The sequence below is a fragment of the Dysgonomonas sp. 520 genome (genome assembly GCF_010501095.1).
In the GTDB taxonomy this organism is placed as follows: Bacteria; Bacteroidota; Bacteroidia; order Bacteroidales; family Dysgonomonadaceae; genus QVMP01.
The window spans coordinates 35358-57713 of sequence record NZ_QVMP01000024.1 but is presented as its reverse complement, the minus strand read 5'-3'; the positions used below and the strand labels follow the sequence as shown (position 1 = coordinate 57713).

Sequence of the window (22356 nt, the reverse complement as noted above, 5' to 3'; positions counted from 1 at the left end):
ATTCTTATTTTCTCTATTGCTGTTTCTGCATTCAAAATCTTATGCTGCAGATGTATTGGTTGAGGCCGAAAGTTTTGCAGATAAAGGAGGATGGATTCTCGACCAACAGTTTATGGATCAGATGGGGTCACCTTATTTGAATGCACACGGTATGGGTGTTCCTGTAAAGGATGCTTCTACAACTGTGCTTTTCCCTGAAACCGGAACATACCATGTATATGTCCGCACATTCAACTGGACAAGTCCATGGCATAATGGAGAAGGTGCAGGAAAATTTAAACTTGAAATCGCCGGCAAAAAGTTGCCGGCGGCTTTAGGCGTAAGCGGAAACCAATGGGAGTGGCAATATGCAGGAAGTGCAAACATAAAAAACAAGGAAACTTCTGTTGCATTGCACGATCTTACAGGTTTTAACGGACGTTGTGATGCTATCTATTTTACAACGGAAAAGGGTAAAATGCCTCCTGCAGAACAGGCTGAGCTAGAGTTGTTCCGAAAAAAACTGTTGAATATTCCAGTCACACCTAATGAAACAGAAACATTCGATTTTGTTGTTGTGGGTGGAGGAATTGCCGGAATGTGCGCTGCTGCCACCGCTTCCCGACAAGGATGCAAAGTTGCTTTAGTCAACGACCGTCCGGTATTGGGAGGAAATAACAGTTCCGAAATAAGGGTTCATCTGGGAGGTAGTATCGAATTGGAACAGAACAAAGGCTTGGGACGCATGATTCGCGAATTCGGTCACTCGAAAGAAGGAAATGCTCAACCTGCCGAAGTTTATGAAGATAAGAAGAAGGACGAATTTATTGCCAATGAAAAGAATGTATCTCTTTTTGCCAACTATCGGGCTATAGCCGTGGATATGGATGGCGATAAAATAAGCTCGGTCGTAATCAAGCATATTGAAAACGGAAATGAAATACGCCTAAAAGCACCTTTCTTCTCAGACTGTACTGGTGATGGAACAATTGGTTACCTGGCAGGTGCAGATTATAAGATGGGGCGTGAAAGTCGTAGCGAATTTGGTGAAGAACTCGCTCCGGAGGTTGCAGATAAAATGACTATGGGGTCTTCCGTGCAATGGTATTCGAAAGATACAGGAAAGAAAACAGGTTTTCCTCAATTCAAATACGGAGTGGTTTTTAACGAAGGAAATTGCGAAAAAGTAACCATGGGCGAATGGAAATGGGAAACAGGCATGAATCTGGATCAGATAAAAGATTTCGAACGTATTCGTGACTATGGACTTATGGTTGTTTATTCTAACTGGAGTTTCTTGAAAAACGAGTTGAAAGATAATGCAAAATATAGAGATAGAAGCCTCGATTGGGTAGCTTGTTTTGCCGGTAAAAGAGAATCCAGACGCTTGCTAGGGGATTATATTCTGAAACAGGATGATATTGACAAAAATGTTTTTCACGAAGACGCGTCTTTTTCCGCTTCATGGAGTATAGACCTGCATTTTCCCGATCCGGTAAATTCCGAACGATTTCCGGGCGCAGAGTTTAAGGCTGCAACCAAGCACATTAAAATTTATCCGTATGCAGCACCATACCGTTGCCTTTATTCCCGTAATGTGGACAACCTTTTCATGGCAGGACGCAACATCAGCGTAACTCATGTGGCATTGGGTACTGTACGGGTGATGCGTACCACCGGAATGATGGGAGAAGTAGTAGGTATGGCCGCTTCGCTTTGTAAAAAGTATAATTCAACCCCACGCAAAATATATCAGCACCATCTGGACGAATTGAAAAAGATGATGCAGGAGGGAGCAGGCAAAACAGACGGAATTCCCGACAATCAACGCTTTAACGAACAGAACTTTTTAAAAGCACCCAGAGCATTGAAACAAGACTAATATATAATTTCCATGAAACGCAGTTCAATCATATTATTCATATTTATATTTCTCTCTTCCTTATCCTACTCACAAGAGAGTTATTACAGCCATTTGCAAGACGATACTCTTGTGATAGGAAATGCATTTGTAGAAAGAAAATTTGTATGGAACGACGGAAATATAATTACGTATAGCCTAACCGATAAACCGGGCAAGCATACGTGGTTGAATAAAAATAAGAAATCCGATTTTCTCATAACAAAAGATACCCCCAAAGCGGTTAATGCGTCCTTTAGTTCTCAAGAGGTTAAGGAAAATGCAATCCATCCGTCTTTCTTGGAGGCTACAGTGTCGTTTACTCTCGACCAACTTCAGGTGAAGCGTGTTTTCCGTATCTATAAAAATAGTTCGGTAATAGTTTGCGATACCTATCTGAAAGGCTATACCAATAGTGTGTTTGGAGGACGAACAGAGAATATGGCGGATAAGAAGAATATCGAATTTGCCGAAGATATGAAATCGAAGCAAGTTACTGCGCTTCTCGACCAGTTCAATCCGGGAGGGAATCACTGGCAAATGAAAACTGTGGAATTTTATGATGTAACCGACTGGAACAACAATCTTGTTTTTGAAACAAACGTAATTCCATACCGCAAAAATTCGTACAGGGGAAATCTTCTATTCGCTCATAATCCTATTGACGAAAAAGGATTCTTCTTTCTGAAAGAGGCTCCAAGTTCAAGCGTTCAACTTGCTTATAAAGGGAATGATTTTACTGCCGAATTTGGAAGTTTTACGGTTACGGGTCTTGGAATTAACGAGAATGACATAAAAAAAGATGAATGGGTGAAAACCTATAGTGTGGCAATAGGAGTGTATAGCGGTGGCGAATTGGAGCAACTAAGTGCTTTGCGTTCGTATCAGAAAAATATACGCAACTTGTTGCCCGGACGGGACGAAATGGTGATGATGAATACCTGGGGCGACCGCAGCCAGGACTCAAAAGTAAATGAAAAATTTAGTTTGATAGAGGTTGAACGTGCTGCCGAGTTGGGAATGACTCATTTCCAGATTGATGACGGATGGCAAGTGGGCAAAAGCCCTAATTCGGCTGTCGCCAAAGGATCGTTCAAAAATATTTGGGACAATCCTGACTATTGGAAACCCGATCCTGTAAAATATCCCAGAGGTTTGCACCCGATAGTGAAACGAGGAAAAGAACTGGGCGTTGAAATTTGTCTTTGGTTCAATCCTAGTGTTCAGGACGACTATGCCGATTGGCAAAAAGATGCTCAGGCAATCACCGACCTTTATAATGAATACGGAATCCGCACTTTCAAAATTGATGGTCTGGCAATTCCTACCAAAAAAGCGGAAGAAAACCAGAGAAAACTATTTGATAAGGTTCTTGAAAATACAAACAATAATGTAGTATTCAATCTGGATGCCACTGCCGGACGCAGAACCGGTTATCACATGTTTACTGAATATGGAAATATATTTCTCGAAAACCGCTATACCGATTGGGGCAACTATTATCCCTATCACACACTGCGTAATTTGTGGCAATTGGCAAAATATGTTCCTGCCGAAAAACTGCAGATTGAGTTTCTAAACAAATGGCGCAATGCCGATAAGTATGGTAATGATCCATTCGCACCGGCAGTATATTCTTTCGAATATTTATTTGCCATAACAATGGCAGGACAACCTTTGGCTTGGTTTGAAGGAAGCGGCTTGCCTAACGAAGCACTAAGCATCAAAAAACTGATAAACAATTATAAAAAAATACAGCACGATTTTCATTTAGGAACAATTCTTCCCATAGGTGATGAACCGTCGGGCAAGTCGTGGACAGGCTTTCAGTCTCTGAACGGAGACAAGGGTTACTTGCTCTTTTTCAGGGAAAATAATCCCGACAGAAAAGGATATCTCAAAACCTGGTTCGAGGAAGGAACAAAAATCCGCTGTAAAGCTATTCTGGAAAATCAAAAAACAATAGATAAAACAATAGGACGAAAAGGCTTGATAGAAGTGGAAATTCCAAATATCAACGATTTTGTTTTGTACGAATACGAGGTGATAAAGTAATTGAAGATTTTGAAATAGAAAAAGAAAAATACAAATCAATGAGACATTTAATTCTTCTTATAATATCGTTCATTTTCACAACAAGTGTTGTTGCTCAGAAAACAAATCAATTGAAGTCGCCCGACGGAAAATTGAGTGTAAGTGTTGTGGTCGATAAAAAGATAACATATACCGTCACTCACGAAGGTGACGAGGTGATAGCTGCTTCTTCCGTTTCGATGGAGTTGGATGGAGCCAAAAGCTTCGGGGTAGATTCGCACCTGAAAAATGTGAAAACAACTTCGGTTGACAATACGATTGCCTCACCTTTTTATAAGAGAAAGGAGATAAGAGATCATTACAATGAAATGGTTTTGAATTTCAAGGAAGATTTCAGCCTCATATTCCGTGCTTATAATGAGGGAGTTGCATACCGCTTTGTGTCAATAGGTAAAAAAGATTTTATCGTAAAGAATGAGGAAGCCGTATTTAATTTCAAAAAAGACTATAACACATACATCCCGTATGTGAAAACAAAATACGAAGACTTTGAAACCCAATATTTCAATTCTTTCGAAAACACATACACTCAAACTCCATTGTCGGGCATCAACCCGAAACGCTTGATGTTTACACCCGTGGTAGTAGAGCTTGATGGAGGTAAGAAGCTGTGTATAGCAGAATCAGACTTGGAAAGTTATCCGGGAATGTATCTGCAAAACAACAATGCGTCTACTTCTCTGAAATCGCATTTTGCGCCTTTCCCCATATCTACAAAACAAGGTGGGCATAATGAATTGCAACAAATTGTAACCGAACGGGAACCGTATATTGCCAAATGTAAGGCCAAAACCAATTTCCCTTGGCGTATAGCCATCGTATCTACCAACGACAACGAGTTGGCAGATAGTGATATGGTATACAAGCTGGCCTCGCCTTCGAGGGTGAGCGATATCTCATGGATTAAACCGGGAAAAGTTGCTTGGGAATGGTGGAACAACTGGGGAATTTACAATGTAGACTTCGAGGCCGGAGTGAACAACGAAACCTACATGGCATACATTGATTTTGCATCTCGAAACAACATCGAATACGTGATCTTGGACGAAGGCTGGGCAGTAAACCTCAAAGCAGACCTATTTCAGGTAGTTCCTGCAATTGATTTGAAGAAACTGATTTCTTATGCCAAGTCTAAAAATGTAGGACTGATACTTTGGGCGGGATATTATGCCTTTGAACGGGATATGGAGCGTGTATGCCGCCATTATTCCGAAATGGGAATTAAAGGATTCAAAATAGACTTTATGGACAGGGACGATCAGCCCATGGTTGATTTTCACTACAAAACTGCGGAACTAGCTGCCAAATATAAACTACTAATCGATTTTCACGGGACGTATAAACCGACCGGGCTTAACCGGACTTATCCGAACATAATCAACTATGAGGGTGTGCACGGACAAGAACAGCAAAAATGGTCTGATATAAACACAGATCAGGTGCTTTATGATGTAACCATGCCGTTTATACGCATGGTAGCAGGTCCGGTCGATTATACACAAGGGGCAATGCGCAACGGTAATAAAAAGACATTCCGTGCGATCAACAATGAGCCTATGAGCCAAGGAACCCGTTGCCATCAATTGGCAGAATATGTGGTTTTCGAATCGCCTTTGAATATGCTTTGCGATAGTCCTAACAATTATGAGCGGGAACCGGAATGTACCGGATTTATAACTGCAATTCCCACAGTTTGGGATAGAACCATTGCCTTGAATGGCGAAATAGGAAAATACATATCAATTGCCCGTCAGAAAGATAATGTGTGGTATCTGGGTGCGCTCACCAATTGGGATGCACGCACATTGCAACTCGACCTTTCGTTTCTTGGCGAAGGTAGCTGGCAAGCCGAAATATTTAAAGATGGAGCAAATGCCAATAGGATAGCTTCTGATTATAAAAAAGAAATTATCAACATCCCGGCAGATCGGAAATTAAATATATCAATGGCTTCCGGAGGTGGATGTGCCATGAAAATTTACAAAAAATGAAAAGATATATATCTGTCATAATATTGTCTCTGTTTGCCGTGTCTGCGTTGTATTCGCAGTCTCGGAAGAAGGATTACAGCCTGCAGGTCGATTCTGTGTTGTCTCTTATGACACTGGAAGAAAAGATAGGGCAAATGAATCAGTATTCGAACGACAGGCAAAACACCGGACCCGTCATAAACAATCAGGATCATCTGAGAGAAATAAGGGAGGGCAGGGTAGGCTCAATGCTGAATGTAACTTCCGTTACAAGGGCAAATCAATATCAGGATGAGGCGATGAAATCTCGTCTGAGAATACCATTGCTTTTTGGTCTTGATGTTATTCACGGCATGAAAACAATATTCCCTATTCCTCTGGGCGAAGCTGCCAGTTTCGATTTGGAATTGATGAGAAAAACGGCAGAAATAGCAGCCGAAGAGGCTTCTGCTCATGGTGTTCACTGGACTTTTGCACCTAATGTTGATGTGTCGAGGGATGCTCGTTGGGGGCGTGTGATGGAAACATCGGGCGAAGACACTTGGTATGGCAAACAGGTGGCTAAAGTGCGGGTCGAGGGTTTTCAGGGAAACGGATACGAGAATCGGAACAGGATATTGGCTTGTGCAAAACATTTTGCAGCCTATGGCGCTGCCGTAGCAGGAAAAGATTATGCAGAAGTGGACATCTCGGAAAATACGCTTCATCAGGTTTACCTTCCTCCTTTCAAGGCGGCGTTAGATGCGGGGGTGGCAACTTTCATGCATTCGTTCAACGAAATTAATGGTATCCCGGCGGCAGCCCACAAATACTTGCAGCGCGATCTTTTAAAAGATACCTGGGGTTTCGGCGGATTTGTTGTCAGCGATTGGGGATCTGTCGGCGATCTTGCCAAGCACGGATATGCCAAAGACATAAAAGAATCGGCATTGTTGTCGGCTTTGGCCGGCTGCGACATGGATATGTGTTCGGAAAGTTACATAAAGAATTTGGAACAACTGATAAAAGAAGGTCTGTTGGATGTAGCACTGATAGATGATGCGGTGAGACGAATACTGACTAAAAAATTTGAATTAGGACTATTTGACGATCCATACTGCTTCAATCGCAGAGAGCATGAGTTGGATGATAAAAACATAAACGGTAAATATCGGGATATTGCTCGCGAAATGGGAGCCAAGTCGATAGTGTTGCTCAAGAATGAAGCGGCATTACCAATTGCAAATTCTGTAAAAAATATTGCGGTGGTGGGTCCGCTCAACAAATCGCAATGGGATATGCTGGGCAATTGGTCGGCATTGGGCAAACCCGAATATGTTATCACAGTGTTGGACGGGTTGAAGAAAGCATTACCGAAAGCAAATATTTCGTATCACGAAGGATATAATTTCCGCAACAATGAATTGCTGGAAATGCCCGACCTGAAAAATTATGATCTCATCATTGTTGCCGTAGGCGAAAAGTCGATGGAATCGGGCGAAGCCAAATCTAAAGTTGATATAAATATTAATAAGAATCATCAGCAGTTGGTGAAAAACTTAAAGGAAAACTCCGATTGTCCAGTGGTTGCATTGGTGATGGGAGGTCGTCCGTTGGTTTTCAAAGACATGGAACCGTATGCCGATGCTATCCTTATCACTTGGTGGTTGGGTGTGGAAGCCGGAAATTCTATTGCCGATGTGCTTACCGGAAAATACAACCCTTCGGGAAAATTGCCGGTTACTTATCCGCAACATAGCGGACAATGCCCAATCTATTACAACACTAAGAGAACCGGGCGTCCGTGGAGGCCTAAGGCTCAATGGGTGACAGGTTATATGGATGCAACCGTACTTCCTGCCTATGCTTTCGGATACGGTTTGAGCTATACTCAGTTTGAAATATCGGAGCCTACTATTGACAAGAATGCGTATGACATGGACAGCAAAATATCAGTTAAAGTTACAGTGAAAAACACAGGTAAATATAAAGGCTGTGAAACTGTTCAGCTCTATTTGCAAGATGTTGCCGGTTCCATAACAAGGCCTGTTATCGAACTATGCGGATTCAGACGGGTAGACCTTGAACCTAACGAGACAAAAGAAATTGAATTTATACTAACCTCCGGCGACTTGGGATTCTTTAATGCGAAAAATGAATTTGTAACGGAACCCGGCGACTTTAAAATATTTGTTGGAAACAGTTCCGACAATCTGAAAAGCACACAATTCGAATTAATCAAAAAGTAACGAAATATGAGAAAAGTTATCAATAAAACCCTGTTGACCTTATTATTATTCACCCTGTTTGGTAATGATATTTCCGCTCAGGATCTCATGACAAATGTTTATGGGAGAGAACGCCAATCCCTTAACGGAAAATGGGATGCAATCATAGATTTATATGATCAGGGGCGTAGAAACAAAATATACCTGAATAAAAAACCTGAGGGCAAAGCCGATTTTTACGAGTATTCGTTCGATCATGGTTTGCGATTGAATGTTCCGTCCGATTGGAATAGCCAAATGGCTGAATTAAAGTATTATGAAGGAACTGTTTGGTATGCTAGAAGATTTGATGTTGAGCCACAAAAAGATAAACGGTTGTTCCTCTATTTTGGTGCTGTTAACTATCGCTGCCGGGTATATCTGAACGGTACGGAAATAGGACAACACGAAGGTGGATTCACTCCTTTTCAGTTCGATGTAACTGATGTAGTGAAAGAGAAAGACAACTTTCTGGCAGTAGAAGTAAATGATACACGTACAACAGATGCCATTCCTGCCATGTCGTTCGACTGGTGGAACTATGGCGGAATCACTCGCGATGTTTTTCTGGTGAGTACGCCGCAAACTTATATCAAAGATTATTTTGTTCAACTCGACAAATATAAATCAGACAAAATAGATGTTCGTGTTCAACTATCTGCGGCTAACGCTAACGTGTCCGTAAATGTCGAAATACCCGAACTAAATGTCAAACAAAGCCTTGTGACCGATAATCAGGGTAGTGCAAAGGCTTCATTCAATGTAAAAAAATTGCAGCGTTGGTCGCCCGATTCACCAAAACTGTATGATGTAATCGTATCGTCGGGAAATGAAAAAATTGAAGAGAAAATCGGTTTCCGTAATATCTATACGAAAGGTGAAGACATTTATTTGAATGACAAACCTATTTTCATGAAATCAATCAGTTTTCACGAAGAAATACCACAACGCAAAGGGCGTGCATTTTCGGAGGCTGATGCCGTAATGTTATTGTCGGAGGCAAAGGCATTGGGTTGCAATATGATACGCTTGGCTCACTATCCGCAAAATGAGTATATCGTAAGATTAGCCGAAAAAATGGGATTCTTGCTTTGGGAAGAAATTCCTATCTGGCAAGGTATTGATTTTGAAAATGATGCTACACGCCTAAAAGCCGGAAATATGATAAAAGAAATGGTGATGCGTGACAAAAACCGGTGTGCACTGGCATTCTGGGGAGTTGCAAATGAAACGCAACCATCTGCTCCACGCAACGAATTTCTGAAATATTTGATTCAGTGCTGCAACGAAATTGATACTACTCGCCTGATAACGGCTGCTTTCGATTTGGTTCGTTTCAATCGTGAAAGACAAGTATTCTTTATGGACGATCCTTTTGTGAAAGAGCTTGATGTAGTTGCCGTGAATAAATATATGGGATGGTATCATCCGTGGCCTATTGCTCCCGACAAAGCAGTGTGGGATGTAGCTGCCGGTCAGCCGTTGATTATTTCCGAATTTGGAGGCGAGGCTCTTTATGGGCAATCGGGCGATAGAGACGTAGCCAGCTCTTGGAGCGAAGAATATCAGGCTCGGTTGTATGAAGATAACATAGCCATGTTCAATAATATACCAAATCTGCGTGGTGTTTCTCCGTGGATTCTGTTCGACTTCCGTTCTCCGTTCCGTTTCCACCCGACTAATCAGGAAGATTGGAACCGAAAAGGTTTGGTTTCGGATCAGGGATATCGCAAACAGGCATGGTATATCATGAAAGAGTATTACGATAAAAAGTAAATGATATGAAAACCAATAGTATACTTCTTCTATTATTTTTATCAATAGCCATTTGTTGTAATGCACAACGAACAGAATTTCTATTGGAAAAAAACTGGAAGTTCACTAAAGGCGATAATCCGAACGCTAAAGATATTGATTTCAACGATGCGGGCTGGGAGGTTGTCACAATACCTCACGATTGGGCTATCTATGGTCCTTTCGATCGGAACAACGATTTGCAGGAAGTGGCTGTTACTCAAAATTTCGAGACAGTTTCGAGCGTGAAAACAGGCCGTACGGGAGGTTTGCCTTATGTTGGGGTTGGTTGGTATAGAAACAAGTTTGATATAGACCTGTTCGATAAAAACTCTGAGGAAGTGAGGCTCCTGTTTGATGGAGCCATGAGCGAAGCTCGTGTTTATGTAAACGGGCAGGAAGTTTGTTTCTGGCCTTATGGATATAATTCTTTTCATTGTAACATAACTAACTATCTGAATCCTAACGGGAAGAACAATCTGGTGGCAGTGCGTTTAGAGAATCTGCCGCAATCTTCCCGTTGGTATCCGGGTGCAGGTTTGTATCGCAATGTTCATGTGATAAAGACAAACAAAGTACACGTGCCTGTTTGGGGCACGCATGTCACCACTCCTTTCGTATCGAAAGAATATGCTTCTGTGTGCCTGAAAACGACGATAGCCAATAACGAGGGAAAAAAGGTACGGGTTGAAACTCAGATAACTGATAAGGCGGGTAATGTAGTAGTCGAGGGAAATGACGCACAAAAGTTGAATGAAGGGAAGGACTTTGAGCAAAACTTCATTGTAGATAATCCCCGATTGTGGTCGCCCGAAAATCCTTATTTGTATAAAATAACCTCTAAAATTTATCTGGACGAAAAGCTTGTTGATGAGTATAACACTCCGCTAGGAATCCGTGATATTAAGTTTATCGCAGAGAAAGGATTTTTCCTGAACGGTGAAAGACGTAAGTTTCAGGGAGTTTGCAATCATCACGATTTAGGTCCTCTTGGTGCTGCGGTGAACGAAGCGGCTTTGAGACGCCAATTGACATTATTGAAAGACATGGGGTGTGACGGCATACGCACTACGCATAACATGCCTGCTCCCGAATTAGTTCGCCTGTGCGATGAAATGGGATTTATGATGATTGTCGAAAATTTCGATGAATGGGACATCGCCAAATGCAAGAACGGCTATCATCGTTTTTTCGACGAATGGGCAGAAAAAGACATGATAAACATGTTGCATAACTTCCGCAACAATCCTTCTATTGTGATGTGGAGTATAGGAAACGAAGTTCCTACCCAGTGCGATGATAAAGGGTATAAAGTTTCTGATTTTCTGCAAGATATTTGCCATCGGGAAGACCCTACACGCCCTATTACTTCGGGTATAGATCAGGTTACTTGTGTTTTGGAAAATGGTTTTGCCGCTTCCATACAAATACCGGGACTTAACTATCGCACACAACGTTATATTGAAACCTATGAAAATACACCTCAAAAGTTGATTTTGGGTTCAGAAACCGCATCGACAGTAAGTTCGAGAGGGGTTTATAAATTTCCTGTCGAAAAAAAGGCAAATGCTCTGTACGACGATCATCAGTCGTCTTCTTACGATTGGGAAGTTTGCCCGTGGTCTAATATTCCCGATGAGGACTTTGCTCTAGCTGAAGATTATGAATGGACATTGGGTCAATTCGTCTGGACAGGATTCGATTATTTGGGAGAACCAACGCCTTATCACACAGACGCATGGCCTAACCATAGCTCGATGTTCGGAATCATTGACCTTGCAAGCATACCGAAAGACCGTTACTATCTCTACCGCAGTGTTTGGAATAAAAAAGAAAATACACTTCACGTAGTACCTCATTGGACATGGCAAGGGCGTGAGAACGAGATTACTCCTGTATTTGTCTATACAAATCACGATTCGGCCGAGTTGTTCGTAAACGGAAAAAGTTATGGACGAAAATCGAAAAGTAAAGAATCTCTTGACACCCGCTATCGCCTGATATGGATGGATGTGGTTTACCAACCCGGCGAGTTGAAAGTAGTTGCTTACGATAAGAATGGAAAAGTAGCGGATGAAAAGATCGTAAAAACAGCAGGAAAACCTCATCATATAGAATTGATTCCTGACAGGACACAGTTGAGCAGCGACGGTAAGGACTTAGCTTATGTCAATGTCCGTATCGTGGACAAAGACGGGAATCTATGTCCGCACGATGCTACTGAAGTCCGGTTTACAGTGAAGGGTGAAGGAAAATACAGGGCATCGGCCAATGGCGACCCAACCTCTTTAGAGTTGTTTCATTTGCCTAAGATGTCTGCTTTTAACGGGCAGTTGACAACAATTCTTCAGGCAGGAGAAAAAACGGGAGAGCTGGTATTGGAAGCCAAGGCTAAAGGATTAAAAACAGGTGTAATAAAAATAAATATTAAATAAAAAATACATGAAGATCTGTAAGTTGCCATTACGGGGTCTGATAAAAATTGAAACCATGAAAAGATATTATTTATTAAATCTAGTGCTAGCTGTTTTTCTTATTACCGGCTGTTCGGGCGAAGAAAAACTTGAATCGGTGATTGACAATGCTCTGGAATTTTCGGAAAAACAGTGCCTGCTTATGGCAGAAAAATATGCTGCACAGGACAGTATTTTGCCTCGCTCTTTCGAGAATGGAGAAAATACAACCTCAAGTTCACGCTGGTGGACAAGCGGTTTCTACCCCGGTTCGTTGTGGTATTTGTATGAGAACAACAAGAATCCCGAAATTCTGAAATATGCGAAACTATACACCGACCGTGTAGAACGTGAAAAATATACGACCGATAACCACGATGTAGGCTTTATGCTCTATTGCAGCTTTGGAAACGGATTGCGTTTGACGGATGATAAACATTACGAGAAAGTATTGGTTACAGGTGCAAATTCGTTGGCTACACGTTATAGATCTGACATTGGTCTGATTCGTTCGTGGGATCACAATAAAGACAGATGGCAATATCCGGTTATCATTGACAATATTATGAATCTGGAATTGTTGCTTTGGGCCTATAACTACACAGGCGACAGGAAATTTAAAGAAATTGCGGTTTCTCACGCAGATAAAACCATGGAGCATCATTATCGTCCCGATTACAGTTCATATCATGTGGTTTCATACGATACAATTTCGGGTCTTCCACACTTAAAACAAACGCATCAGGGATTTTCGGATGAATCTATGTGGAGCCGTGGACAGGCTTGGGGACTTTATGGATATACATACCTGTATCGTGAGTTGAAAGATGAACGTTATTTGCAACAGGCTCAGAATATTGCCGACCTCTTGATACATCATCCTAACATGCCGGAAGACTATATTCCTTACTGGGATTATAATGCACCTGATATTCCAAATACAAACAGAGATGCTTCGGCAGGTTGTCTTATGGCTTCGGCTCTGATTGAGTTGAGCGACTATGTAGACAAAGACAGGGCAAAAGAATATATGACCGTGGTTGAAAAACAAATACGGGCATTGGCTTCGCCCGAATATACGGCAAAATTGGGCGAGAATGGCTGTTTTATATTGAAACACAGCACCGGAGCATATCCTTTCGAGTCGGAAGTAGATGTACCGCTGACATACGCCGATTATTATTACCTGGAGGCGTTGACAAGATTAAAGAAAAAACTGAACAGATAAACCATTTTTATTAGAATGACCTTTTATTCCCTTTTGTCATGCTGAGCGAAGTCGAAGCATCCTATGTTCAGGATGACAAAATCAAGGATGAAAATCTAAAAGGCTTCATCATTTAACTCTATTGCTTACTAAATTATTGTATAAAACTATCATGCTAAAAAGGATTTTTAACTACCGATTAATAATTGTCATTTTTCTAAGTTCACTCAACCTGAACGTAAATGCACAAACGCAGGAAATAGATTTATCCGGAGAGTGGGGATTTCAAACGGATGTAATGGATTTTCGAAGGGGGTCTTTATCTCCAAGATATAATCACGAATTGCAGGAAAAAATTACTCTTCCGGGAATTACTGACGATTATAAAATAGGCTATAAATCGCCTTACAGTCATATCGACAGGCTTACCCGTGTATACGAATATATGGGGCCGGCATGGTATCAGCGCGAAATAACCATTCCTAAAGAGTGGAAAGGTAAACGCATATTTATGTATTTCGAAAGAACACACTGGCTGAGTTCTATCTACGTGGATACAAAAGAGGTGAGCAAAATAGACTATATAAGCGTGCCGCACAATCATGACCTGACCGATTTTGTAACTCCCGGAAAAACTCATTTGATAACCGTTTGCATCGACAACCGTTACCAATACAATACGCATAAATGGAATCATGCCCATACCGAGTTTACGCAAATAAACTGGAACGGTATTCTCGGCGAAATGAAATTGATGGCTCTTGATCCGGTGTATGTAGATGATTTGCAGGTATATCCCGATATAGCAAGCAAGTCGGTGAAAGTGAAAATGCAGGTAAACAATTATACAAAAGGTCAGATTGAGGGTAAGGCACTGTTTACTATTACACAAAAAGGCAAAGAAATAGAAAAAGAGATTTCCGTTTCGGGAAAAGACTCTTGCACTTATATTGAAGACGTGATATCGTTGGGCGAAGGAATAGCATTGTGGGACGAATTTAGTCCTAACCTTTACACTATCAAATGCTCACTTAATACAAAAAATGAAAAGAAAAACTTCAAACATGAAAAGTCGGCCGACTTTGGAATGCGTGAAGTGCAACAGGGAAAAAATCATGTGATGCTCAACAATCGCCCCATTCATTTGAGAGGAAATGTTGAAAATGCCGTTTTCCCAAAAACGGGCTATGCCCCCGTGGATGATGCTCCTTGGGAGCGGATAATGCTTCTGATGAAAGATTATGGACTGAATCACATGCGTTTTCATTCATGGTGCCCACCTCGCGCCGCTTTCCGCATGGCCGATAAACATGGTATTTATCTGGAAGTGGAAATGCCTATGTGGGGCAAGGATGCCGAGCCGGACGAAGCACGTTACAATTTTTTCCGTCGCGAGCAAAAGGCAATATTAAAAGAATATGGAAATCATCCGTCGTTTATTTTGTATTGTAATGGAAATGAGATTACAGGCAACTTCGATTTCATTGAAGAACTGACAGCTTCGGGTAGCAAATACGATAATCGCCATTTGTATAGTGGATCTACTGCACGTACCCGTGTAAAGTCTGATCAATATTATGTTTCGCAACAAACCAATAAAGGTCCGGTGAAGGTATATGAAGGACTGCCTAATACCGATTGGGACAGAAGTATGGAGTCGGATGTGGATGTTCCTGTTATCTCGCACGAATCGGGACAACGTTGTGTGTATCCGAACTTCGAGGAAATTAAAAACTATACAGGACCTGTTCAGGCTCGAAACTTTGAGGTCTTCCGTGAGCTACTTGACGAAAACGGCATGTTGGATCAGGCAAACGACTTTTTCCTGGCATCGGGTGCTTTAACGGTGGTTGAATATAAGGCGGTAATTGAAGCGCTTTTGCGTTCTTCCAAATCGGCCGGATTCCAATTGCTTTCTATAAACGATTTTCCCGGACAAGGGTATGCTCCGGTAGGAATCCTCGACCCGTTTTGGAATTCGAAAGGATTGGTTACACCAGAAAAATGGAGGGAATTTTGTGCTCCCATAGTGCCTCTGTTGCGCTATTCGAAAAGTGTATATTATGATGACGAGACTTTCGAGGCTAAGGCCGAAATATATAATTTCAGTAATTCGGAACTGAAAAAAGGAAAGGTAAGCTGGTCTTTAACCGATACATCGGGTAAGGTGTTGAGGTCGGGTAAATTGAAAACTCAGAATATTCAGAATGATGGCGTATTCCCTCTGGGCGAGTTTTCTTTTTCTTTGAATAAAATAGCTTCTCCACAGAAACTGACTGTTCATCTGTCGGTAAATGGCAATATTAAGAATAGTTGGAATATTTGGGTCTATCCTCGCAATAACGGCTTGATGACTTCAACGGATGAGGTTTTATACACAACAACTTACGACGATAAGGCAAAAGAGTATCTGGCACAAGGCAAAAAAGTGGTGTTGTGTCCGTTGCCTGCGAAAGTAAAAGGACGTAAGTCTACTTTCCACAATCACTTCTGGAACCCGATTATGTTTGCTTGGCATCCAAAAACCATTGGTTGTCTGATTCATAACGATGAGCCGATGTTTGCCGACTTCATTACCTCGTACCATACCGATTGGCAATGGTGGGATATTCTGGAAAATGCAAAAGTGATAGAGATGAAAGATGCTCCGGACAAACTACGCCCCTTTATTCAAGTGATTGACAGCTACGATAATAATGAAAAATTGGGTATCGGATTCGAAGCCAAGGTAAACGGAGGTAAACTGCTTGTATTGGCAGTTGATACGAAAAAAGATATTGAAAATCGTCCGGCAACCAAGCAACTTCTGAAAAGCATTGATGATTATGTGAAGGGCAACAAGTTTGACCCGGAAGTGGTTGTGGATGAAAGTTTTATTCAATCATTTCTAACAAAATAAGAAAACCTGAATAATGAAGAATTTATTAATCATTCTTTCTCTGTTGTTGGTTGTAGAAACTGTTTCTGCACAAGAAATAGTGATGCAAGAAACAGCCTTGTCAGATCAGGTCTTTGGCAATCAGGTAGAATCTGACGAGCCATTGCCGATGAATGATTTAGATATTGAATTTGGTTATGCGCTTTATCAGGCAGATATAAATGTTGAATCGGACGAGGCTATACTCGAAGTTGAGAATATAAGAGATTACGCAGTGGTTTATCTGGACGAAGAACTTCAAGGAGTTGTGAATGATAACAATAAAACACTTGCCCTGAATGTGGATTCGGGAAAATATAGCTTACGGATTTATGTGGAAAATATCGGACGGATAACCTATGGCCCCGAAATACTTGACAATTCGAAAGGATTGTTCGGCGATATAAACATTGATGGGGAAAGTATTGACAACTGGATTATAACAGAGCTGAAAATTAGAAATGTAGATCTGGGAGATTTAAACTTTAGCGAGCAAAAAGAGGTGAACCTTCCCTGTTTTCATAAAGGATATGTTGAACTGGATGAGCCTAAAGATATGTATCTGGATATTTCGGGATGGGGCATGGGCGAAGTTTGGATAAATGCTCAATATCAAGGCTCGTATTGGGAAGAAGAAAAACAACAATCGATACAAGTTCCTGCTTCCGTATTGAAAAAAGGAAAAAATGAACTGATTGTTTTTGAACTTAAAAATAATAAACAAAATACTATGAGGTTCTCCGAAGAGCCGATATTCAAATAAACTTAGAATATGAGAAACTTTAAAGTTTTTAGCGCATGTATATTGTTAGCCTTGACAGCCATTTCGGCGAAAGCTGATAATGTGATTTATAAAGATGCATCTCAGCCTATCGAAAAGCGTGTAGAAGATCTTGTTGCCCGGATGACACTCGAAGAAAAGGTTCTTCAATTGAATCAATATACACTTGGGCGTAATGATAACGTAAATAATGTTGCCGAGATTTTGAAAAAACTTCCGGCAGAACTAGGCTCGGTAATCTATTTCAATAGCGATCCCGACCTTCGCAATCAGGTGCAACGGCAAGCAATGGAAAAGTCTCGATTGGGCATTCCTATGATATTTGGATATGACGTTATTCATGGTTACAGAACCGTTTATCCGATTTCGTTGGCTCAGGCTTGTTCTTGGAATTCCGGTTTGGTGGAGCAGGCATGTGCTGTGGCTGCTCAGGAAGCCAGAATGTCGGGAGTTGACTGGACTTTTTCTCCGATGGTAGACGTTGCCCGTGACGGACGTTGGGGACGAGTGTCGGAGGGGTATGGAGAAGATCCTTACGCAAATGCGGTTTTTGGTGTTGCCTCTATCAAAGGTTATCAGGGAAATGATATGTCAGACTCGCAAAGAGTAGCTGCATGCCTGAAGCATTATGTCGGTTATGGAGCTTCGGAAGGTGGACGGGACTATGTATACACCGAAATTTCCCCTCAAACCTTGTGGGATACGTATATGTTGCCTTATGAAGAAGGGGTGAAAGCCGGAGCAGCTACCTTGATGAGTTGTTTCAATGATATAAGCGGAACTCCCGGTACGGCAAACTCATACATCCTGCGCGAAATATTGAAAAATCGTTGGAAGCACGATGGTTTTGTTGTTTCCGATTGGGGTGCTATTCAGCAACTTCGGTCGCAAGGAGTGGCAAAAGATCTGAAAGAGGCGGGACTCAAAGCATTTACTGCGGGTGTGGAAATGGATATGATGAACAATTCGTATGACAAACATTTGGTTGATCTGGTAAACGAAGGAAAAGTTCCGATGGCGATGGTTGACGATGCCGTGAAACGAGTGTTGCGAGTGAAATTCCGTTTAGGTCTTTTCGAAAAACCTTACACTTCCACAACAACCGAGAAAGAACGTTTCTTGTTGCCTGCAAACTTGAAGATTGCTCAACAATTAGCCGAAGAATCAATTGTCTTGCTCAAGAACGATAACAATATTTTGCCTTTGACGAAACAATCGAACGTTGCAGTTATCGGGCCAATGGCTAAGGATAAGTTAAATCTGCTGGGTTCGTGGTCGGCACATGGAAAACAGGATGATGTTACCTCAATTTATGACGGGCTGGTAGCCGAGTTAGGTAAAAAAGTAAAACTCTCGTATGCCGAAGGGTGTGAGTTTGACGGAGATAACACATCTAAATTTGCTGAAGCAGTAAGCGTTGCCAATAAATCGGAAGTCATTATCCTTTGCTTGGGAGAGAAAAAAGGATGGAGTGGCGAAAATGCCTCTCGCTCGACTCTGGCATTACCTAAAATTCAGGAAGACTTGGTGTTGGAGTTGAAAAAAACAGGAAAGCCTATCGTTTTGCTTCTTTCGAGCGGACGCCCTCTCGAACTAAATCGTTTGGAAAAATTGAGCGACGCTATGCTTGAAATATGGCAACCGGGCATCATGTCGGGTCAGGCCGTGGCAGGTATTCTTAGCGGAAGGGTAAACCCGTCGGGTAAGTTGTCGATAACATTTCCATATTCTACGGGGCAGATTCCGATCTACTACAATATGCGTCAAAGCGGGCGTACACATCAAGGCAAATATCAGGACATACCCACAACTCCTCTTTATGAGTTTACGCATGGTTTGAGCTATACAAATTATGAATATGGCGATATAAAGGCTTCGGCTACCAAGATAAAACGAGGAGATAAATTATCGCTTGATATCACGGTATCAAATTCGGGCAAAATGGATGGAAAGGAAACAGTACACTGGTTTATTTATGATCCGGTTTCCACAATATCCCGCCCTGTGAAAGAATTGAAACACTTTGAAAAACAATTGATAAAAGCCGGAGAAAGTAAAACATTCAGGTTTGAAGTTGACCTGGAGCGTGACTTTGGATTTGTGGATGGTACAGGTAAACGTTTTCTGGAATCGGGCGATTACTATGTGATTGTGAAAGATAAGAAAATAAAAATAGAATTAGATTGATCCTTAAATAATTAACGTCGCAAATACTATGAAACACACACATGAAATATTCCGGGCGATGCTGATAGCCTTGCTATTGATTACGTACATACCGTTTTCTGAAGCCGAAGGTAGTGATAGCTGGGAGGTGGAGATAATAAAAAAAGAAACAGGCGAAGTAGTTAAATCGGAAGTTGTAAGTACAAATTTATTTCCACTCAACGGATTGGAATATGATGTAGAATATTTTGCAAAAATCAGGACAAAAAACACTTTTCTGTCCGATTGGGAAATCTCAGATGATTTTTTGATCGACCGAATGTCCAACATTGTTCCGGTTTGTGCAACTAATCTGATTTTGAGTTCAAACGATGGAGTACTTTTTATTTCATCCGAAAAAGAGCAGGAGATAAATATTTATACCGTTGATGGTCGTTTGCAACGTTTGGTTTCCTTGCCAACAGGAGAAACAAGTGTAACCGGATTGGAGAAAGGATTGTACCTGATAGATGGTCGGAAGATAATAGTAAAATAAAAATATTATGAAGAAATATTGCTTTCCCATTCATTTCATTTTGTCTGTATTTATATTGATAGTTGCAGGCAAGTCGGCCTATGCAGCAGATAATTTTTGTGGATGGGAATTAAAAACCGGACATGAAGGAATAGTAGGTACTCCGCTCACCTTTGCCGAAAAATCAATGACCCTTGAGTTGTGGTTGAATATGAATGAGGGAAAAAATGATACGGAAAAAACAACTATTCTGGGAACGATGGATAGCGGAAACAAAGGAGTGTTGTTGAGTTTGCGCAAAAATGCAGAAAATAATGGAGCGCTCGAAATACGTTTTTATGCAGTTAATCCGCAGAAAAAGAATATAGTGTTCTCTATTCCATGCAACAAGTTTACAGGAAAATGGGGGCATCTGGCGTTTGTGATTTCCGAAAAGGAAAACAAAGCCTATGCCTATGTTAATGGCGAACTATTGAGCAAAACCGATGCCGTGGGAGGATGGATAGGAAATTCTAACATTGCCCTATCGATCGGAAACTGGTATAGCGATCCGAAATTGTATGGAAAGATTGCAGATTTGCGTATCTGGAAAACTGCACGGACTGCAAACGAAATAAAGGAAAATTATAACAAATATCTTTCCGAAAACACTTCGGATCTGGTTGTTAATTACAAGTTTACTTCTTATGAGCGAGAAATAGTTAATTCAGCCGGTTCGGAGAATAATGCGCTCTGCAATCCCGAATCGAACTGGAATATCTATCACAGTCGGAAAATTCTGGCTCAAAAGCCGACAGATATTTCAATTGCAAAGAATGAAATTACATGGAGTGGAAAAAATACATTAGCAGCAGATAATGAAATAGCCGGAAATTACATCATAACTGTTGAACCCGAAACTCAAAAAAACTTGCGTAACCCATTAACCGGATGGGCACTTTATGGAAGTGGGGGAACTGTTGCTCAATCAGACTTTTGGAATAAGCTCGATAATATAAAAGTACCGGGCATCAGTGAGCCTGTGAAGATTGAGGATTATGCCAATACGCTTTATATCCGTACAAGCTGGACATCCTTGAATCCGAGCGAAAATGTTTATGGATGGGACACAAACCCCGGACTGAAATGGATGATCGAAAACGCTCGGAAGAGAGGTATGCGCCTTGCTTTTCGGGTGGTTGTAGATAGCCGTGACAAAAGCGAAGATTTCTCTCCCAGATATGTGAAAGATGCCGGAGCAGAAGGGTTTACTTCGGGTTCTAACAATCAGCGTTGGTCGCCATATCCCGATGACCCGGTGTTTCAGGAGAAGTATGCAAAATTTGTTGAGGCTTTTGCCAAAAAGTTTAATGACCCCGATGTGGTAGATTTTATTGATGGTTTTGGCTTGGGATTATGGGGCGAGGCTCATAATATGAAGTATAAAAATTATTCGAACCGTGAAAGTGTTTTCAAATGGGTAGTTGATTTATATACAAAGCATTTCACAAAAATACCATTGGCTGTTAACTATCACCGCCTGATTGGCACGGAACAAAGTTGGGGTAGTGCAGACAAGCAATCGAAAGGATTGTTGGAGTATGCTTTCAATAAAGGATATGTACTGCGTCAGGATGCGTTCGGTATGTCTGACTATTATCAGAAATGGGAAAAGAATGTAGCTAAAGAATGGATTTTCAAACGTCCGATCATCATGGAAGGAGGATGGGTTACCAATTCGCATAGCTGGTGGAACGATCCACGGGGATACGAAACTGTTGCGGATGTTCGTCAGGGAGAATTTGATGATTCGAAGGAAGCCCGTGTCAACATGATGGATTTTCGTATTGGCGAGGTGGACTCTTGGTTTCAAAATTCTTTCAACTTGGTTCAGGAGTTTATTTCCGAAGGAGGTTACCGACTCTATCCTGACCGTTTATCATTGCCTAAGGAGGTAAACCGTAATTCTACAATAACCATAGCACATCGTTGGAACAATCTGGGGTGGGGATATTGCCCGACTAACATTCCGTGTTGGAATCAAAAATATAAGGTTGCCTTTGGCTTGCTGGATGCGAATGACAACGTAGTTGCCACATTTGTCGATAGCCGTACCGATTTGTCGAAATGGATGAAAGGCACACCGGTTTCGTACGATTTTGAAACGGAGATAAGTAAAGTTTCTGCCGGCACGTATACATGGGGTGTAGCCATTGTTGATGTAACCCGAAACAACATAAAAGGAATTGAAATTTCGGCGAAAGAAAATATAACATCTTCAGGATGGTTGAAACTGTTTGATGTGAAAATAAAATAAACGGGATAAGAGTGTGGGTATGAAAACCTTACTCTCGTC

Annotated in this window: 12 protein-coding genes; all 12 read left to right on the top strand. The window is 41.4% G+C overall.

Annotated features, from left to right (window positions below; genetic code table 11):
- The first annotated feature begins 16 nt into the window (after positions 1–16).
- The 12 genes from D0T56_RS13775 to D0T56_RS13720 all read left to right on the top strand — a co-directional run bounded on the left by D0T56_RS13775 (position 17) and on the right by D0T56_RS13720 (position 22317).
- Positions 17–1861, top strand: coding sequence for an FAD-dependent oxidoreductase (locus D0T56_RS13775; RefSeq protein WP_255491182.1), 1845 nt, complete (start codon positions 17–19; stop codon positions 1859–1861).
- A 12-nt stretch (positions 1862–1873) separates the two neighbouring features.
- Positions 1874–3934 carry an alpha-galactosidase gene (locus D0T56_RS13770; RefSeq protein ID WP_163320743.1) on the top strand — a complete coding sequence of 687 codons (2061 nt, stop codon included), beginning with the start codon at positions 1874–1876 and terminating at the stop codon, positions 3932–3934.
- Positions 3935–3972: 38 nt separating this feature from the next.
- A complete protein-coding gene (locus tag D0T56_RS13765) occupies positions 3973–5964 on the top strand; it encodes a glycoside hydrolase family 97 protein (RefSeq protein ID WP_163320742.1) in 1992 nt (663 codons plus the stop codon).
- Positions 5961–8171: a glycoside hydrolase family 3 N-terminal domain-containing protein gene (locus tag D0T56_RS13760; protein ID WP_163320741.1), complete on the top strand. Its 2211-nt coding sequence runs from the start codon at positions 5961–5963 to the stop codon at positions 8169–8171. The genes D0T56_RS13765 and D0T56_RS13760 overlap by 4 nt, the downstream gene beginning before the upstream one ends.
- 6 nt (positions 8172–8177) lie before the next feature.
- Positions 8178–9965, top strand: a complete 1788-nt coding sequence (locus D0T56_RS13755) for a glycoside hydrolase family 2 TIM barrel-domain containing protein (protein ID WP_163320740.1) — start codon at positions 8178–8180, stop codon at positions 9963–9965.
- A gap of 5 nt (positions 9966–9970) precedes the next feature.
- Positions 9971–12418, top strand: coding sequence for a beta-galactosidase GalB (gene galB / locus D0T56_RS13750; RefSeq protein ID WP_163320739.1), 2448 nt, complete (start codon positions 9971–9973; stop codon positions 12416–12418).
- Positions 12419–12473: 55 nt separating this feature from the next.
- Positions 12474–13664 (top strand): glycoside hydrolase family 88 protein, encoded by a 1191-nt coding sequence (locus D0T56_RS13745; RefSeq protein ID WP_163320738.1) that lies wholly within the window; start codon positions 12474–12476, stop codon positions 13662–13664.
- Between the two features lie 151 nt (positions 13665–13815).
- Positions 13816–16542 (top strand): sugar-binding domain-containing protein, encoded by a 2727-nt coding sequence (locus D0T56_RS13740; protein ID WP_163320737.1) that lies wholly within the window; start codon positions 13816–13818, stop codon positions 16540–16542.
- 10 nt (positions 16543–16552) lie between these two features.
- Complete coding sequence (locus D0T56_RS13735) at positions 16553–17323, top strand: hypothetical protein (RefSeq protein WP_370458809.1); 771 nt, start codon at positions 16553–16555, stop codon at positions 17321–17323.
- Between the two features lie 9 nt (positions 17324–17332).
- On the top strand, positions 17333–19528 hold the full coding sequence (locus tag D0T56_RS13730; protein ID WP_163320735.1) for a glycoside hydrolase family 3 N-terminal domain-containing protein: 2196 nt from the start codon (positions 17333–17335) through the stop codon (positions 19526–19528).
- 28 nt (positions 19529–19556) lie between these two features.
- Entirely contained in the window at positions 19557–20042 is a 486-nt protein-coding gene (locus D0T56_RS13725; protein ID WP_163320734.1) for a hypothetical protein, read from the top strand.
- Positions 20043–20049: 7 nt separating this feature from the next.
- Positions 20050–22317 (top strand): LamG-like jellyroll fold domain-containing protein, encoded by a 2268-nt coding sequence (locus D0T56_RS13720; RefSeq protein ID WP_163320733.1) that lies wholly within the window; start codon positions 20050–20052, stop codon positions 22315–22317.
- The last annotated feature ends 39 nt before the right edge of the window (positions 22318–22356 follow it).

Excerpts from the sequence above, each read along its gene's own strand:
- D0T56_RS13770 (WP_163320743.1), top strand. The coding sequence starts at position 1,874 with ATGAAACGCAGTTCAATCATATTATTCATATTTATATTTCTCTCTTCC.
- D0T56_RS13765 (WP_163320742.1), top strand. The coding sequence starts at position 3,973 with ATGAGACATTTAATTCTTCTTATAATATCGTTCATTTTCACAACAAGT.
- D0T56_RS13760 (WP_163320741.1), top strand. The coding sequence starts at position 5,961 with ATGAAAAGATATATATCTGTCATAATATTGTCTCTGTTTGCCGTGTCT.
- D0T56_RS13755 (WP_163320740.1), top strand. The coding sequence starts at position 8,178 with ATGAGAAAAGTTATCAATAAAACCCTGTTGACCTTATTATTATTCACC.
- galB (WP_163320739.1), top strand. The coding sequence starts at position 9,971 with ATGAAAACCAATAGTATACTTCTTCTATTATTTTTATCAATAGCCATT.
- D0T56_RS13745 (WP_163320738.1), top strand. The coding sequence starts at position 12,474 with ATGAAAAGATATTATTTATTAAATCTAGTGCTAGCTGTTTTTCTTATT.
- D0T56_RS13740 (WP_163320737.1), top strand. The coding sequence starts at position 13,816 with ATGCTAAAAAGGATTTTTAACTACCGATTAATAATTGTCATTTTTCTA.
- D0T56_RS13730 (WP_163320735.1), top strand. The coding sequence starts at position 17,333 with ATGAGAAACTTTAAAGTTTTTAGCGCATGTATATTGTTAGCCTTGACA.
- D0T56_RS13725 (WP_163320734.1), top strand. The coding sequence starts at position 19,557 with ATGAAACACACACATGAAATATTCCGGGCGATGCTGATAGCCTTGCTA.
- D0T56_RS13720 (WP_163320733.1), top strand. The coding sequence starts at position 20,050 with ATGAAGAAATATTGCTTTCCCATTCATTTCATTTTGTCTGTATTTATA.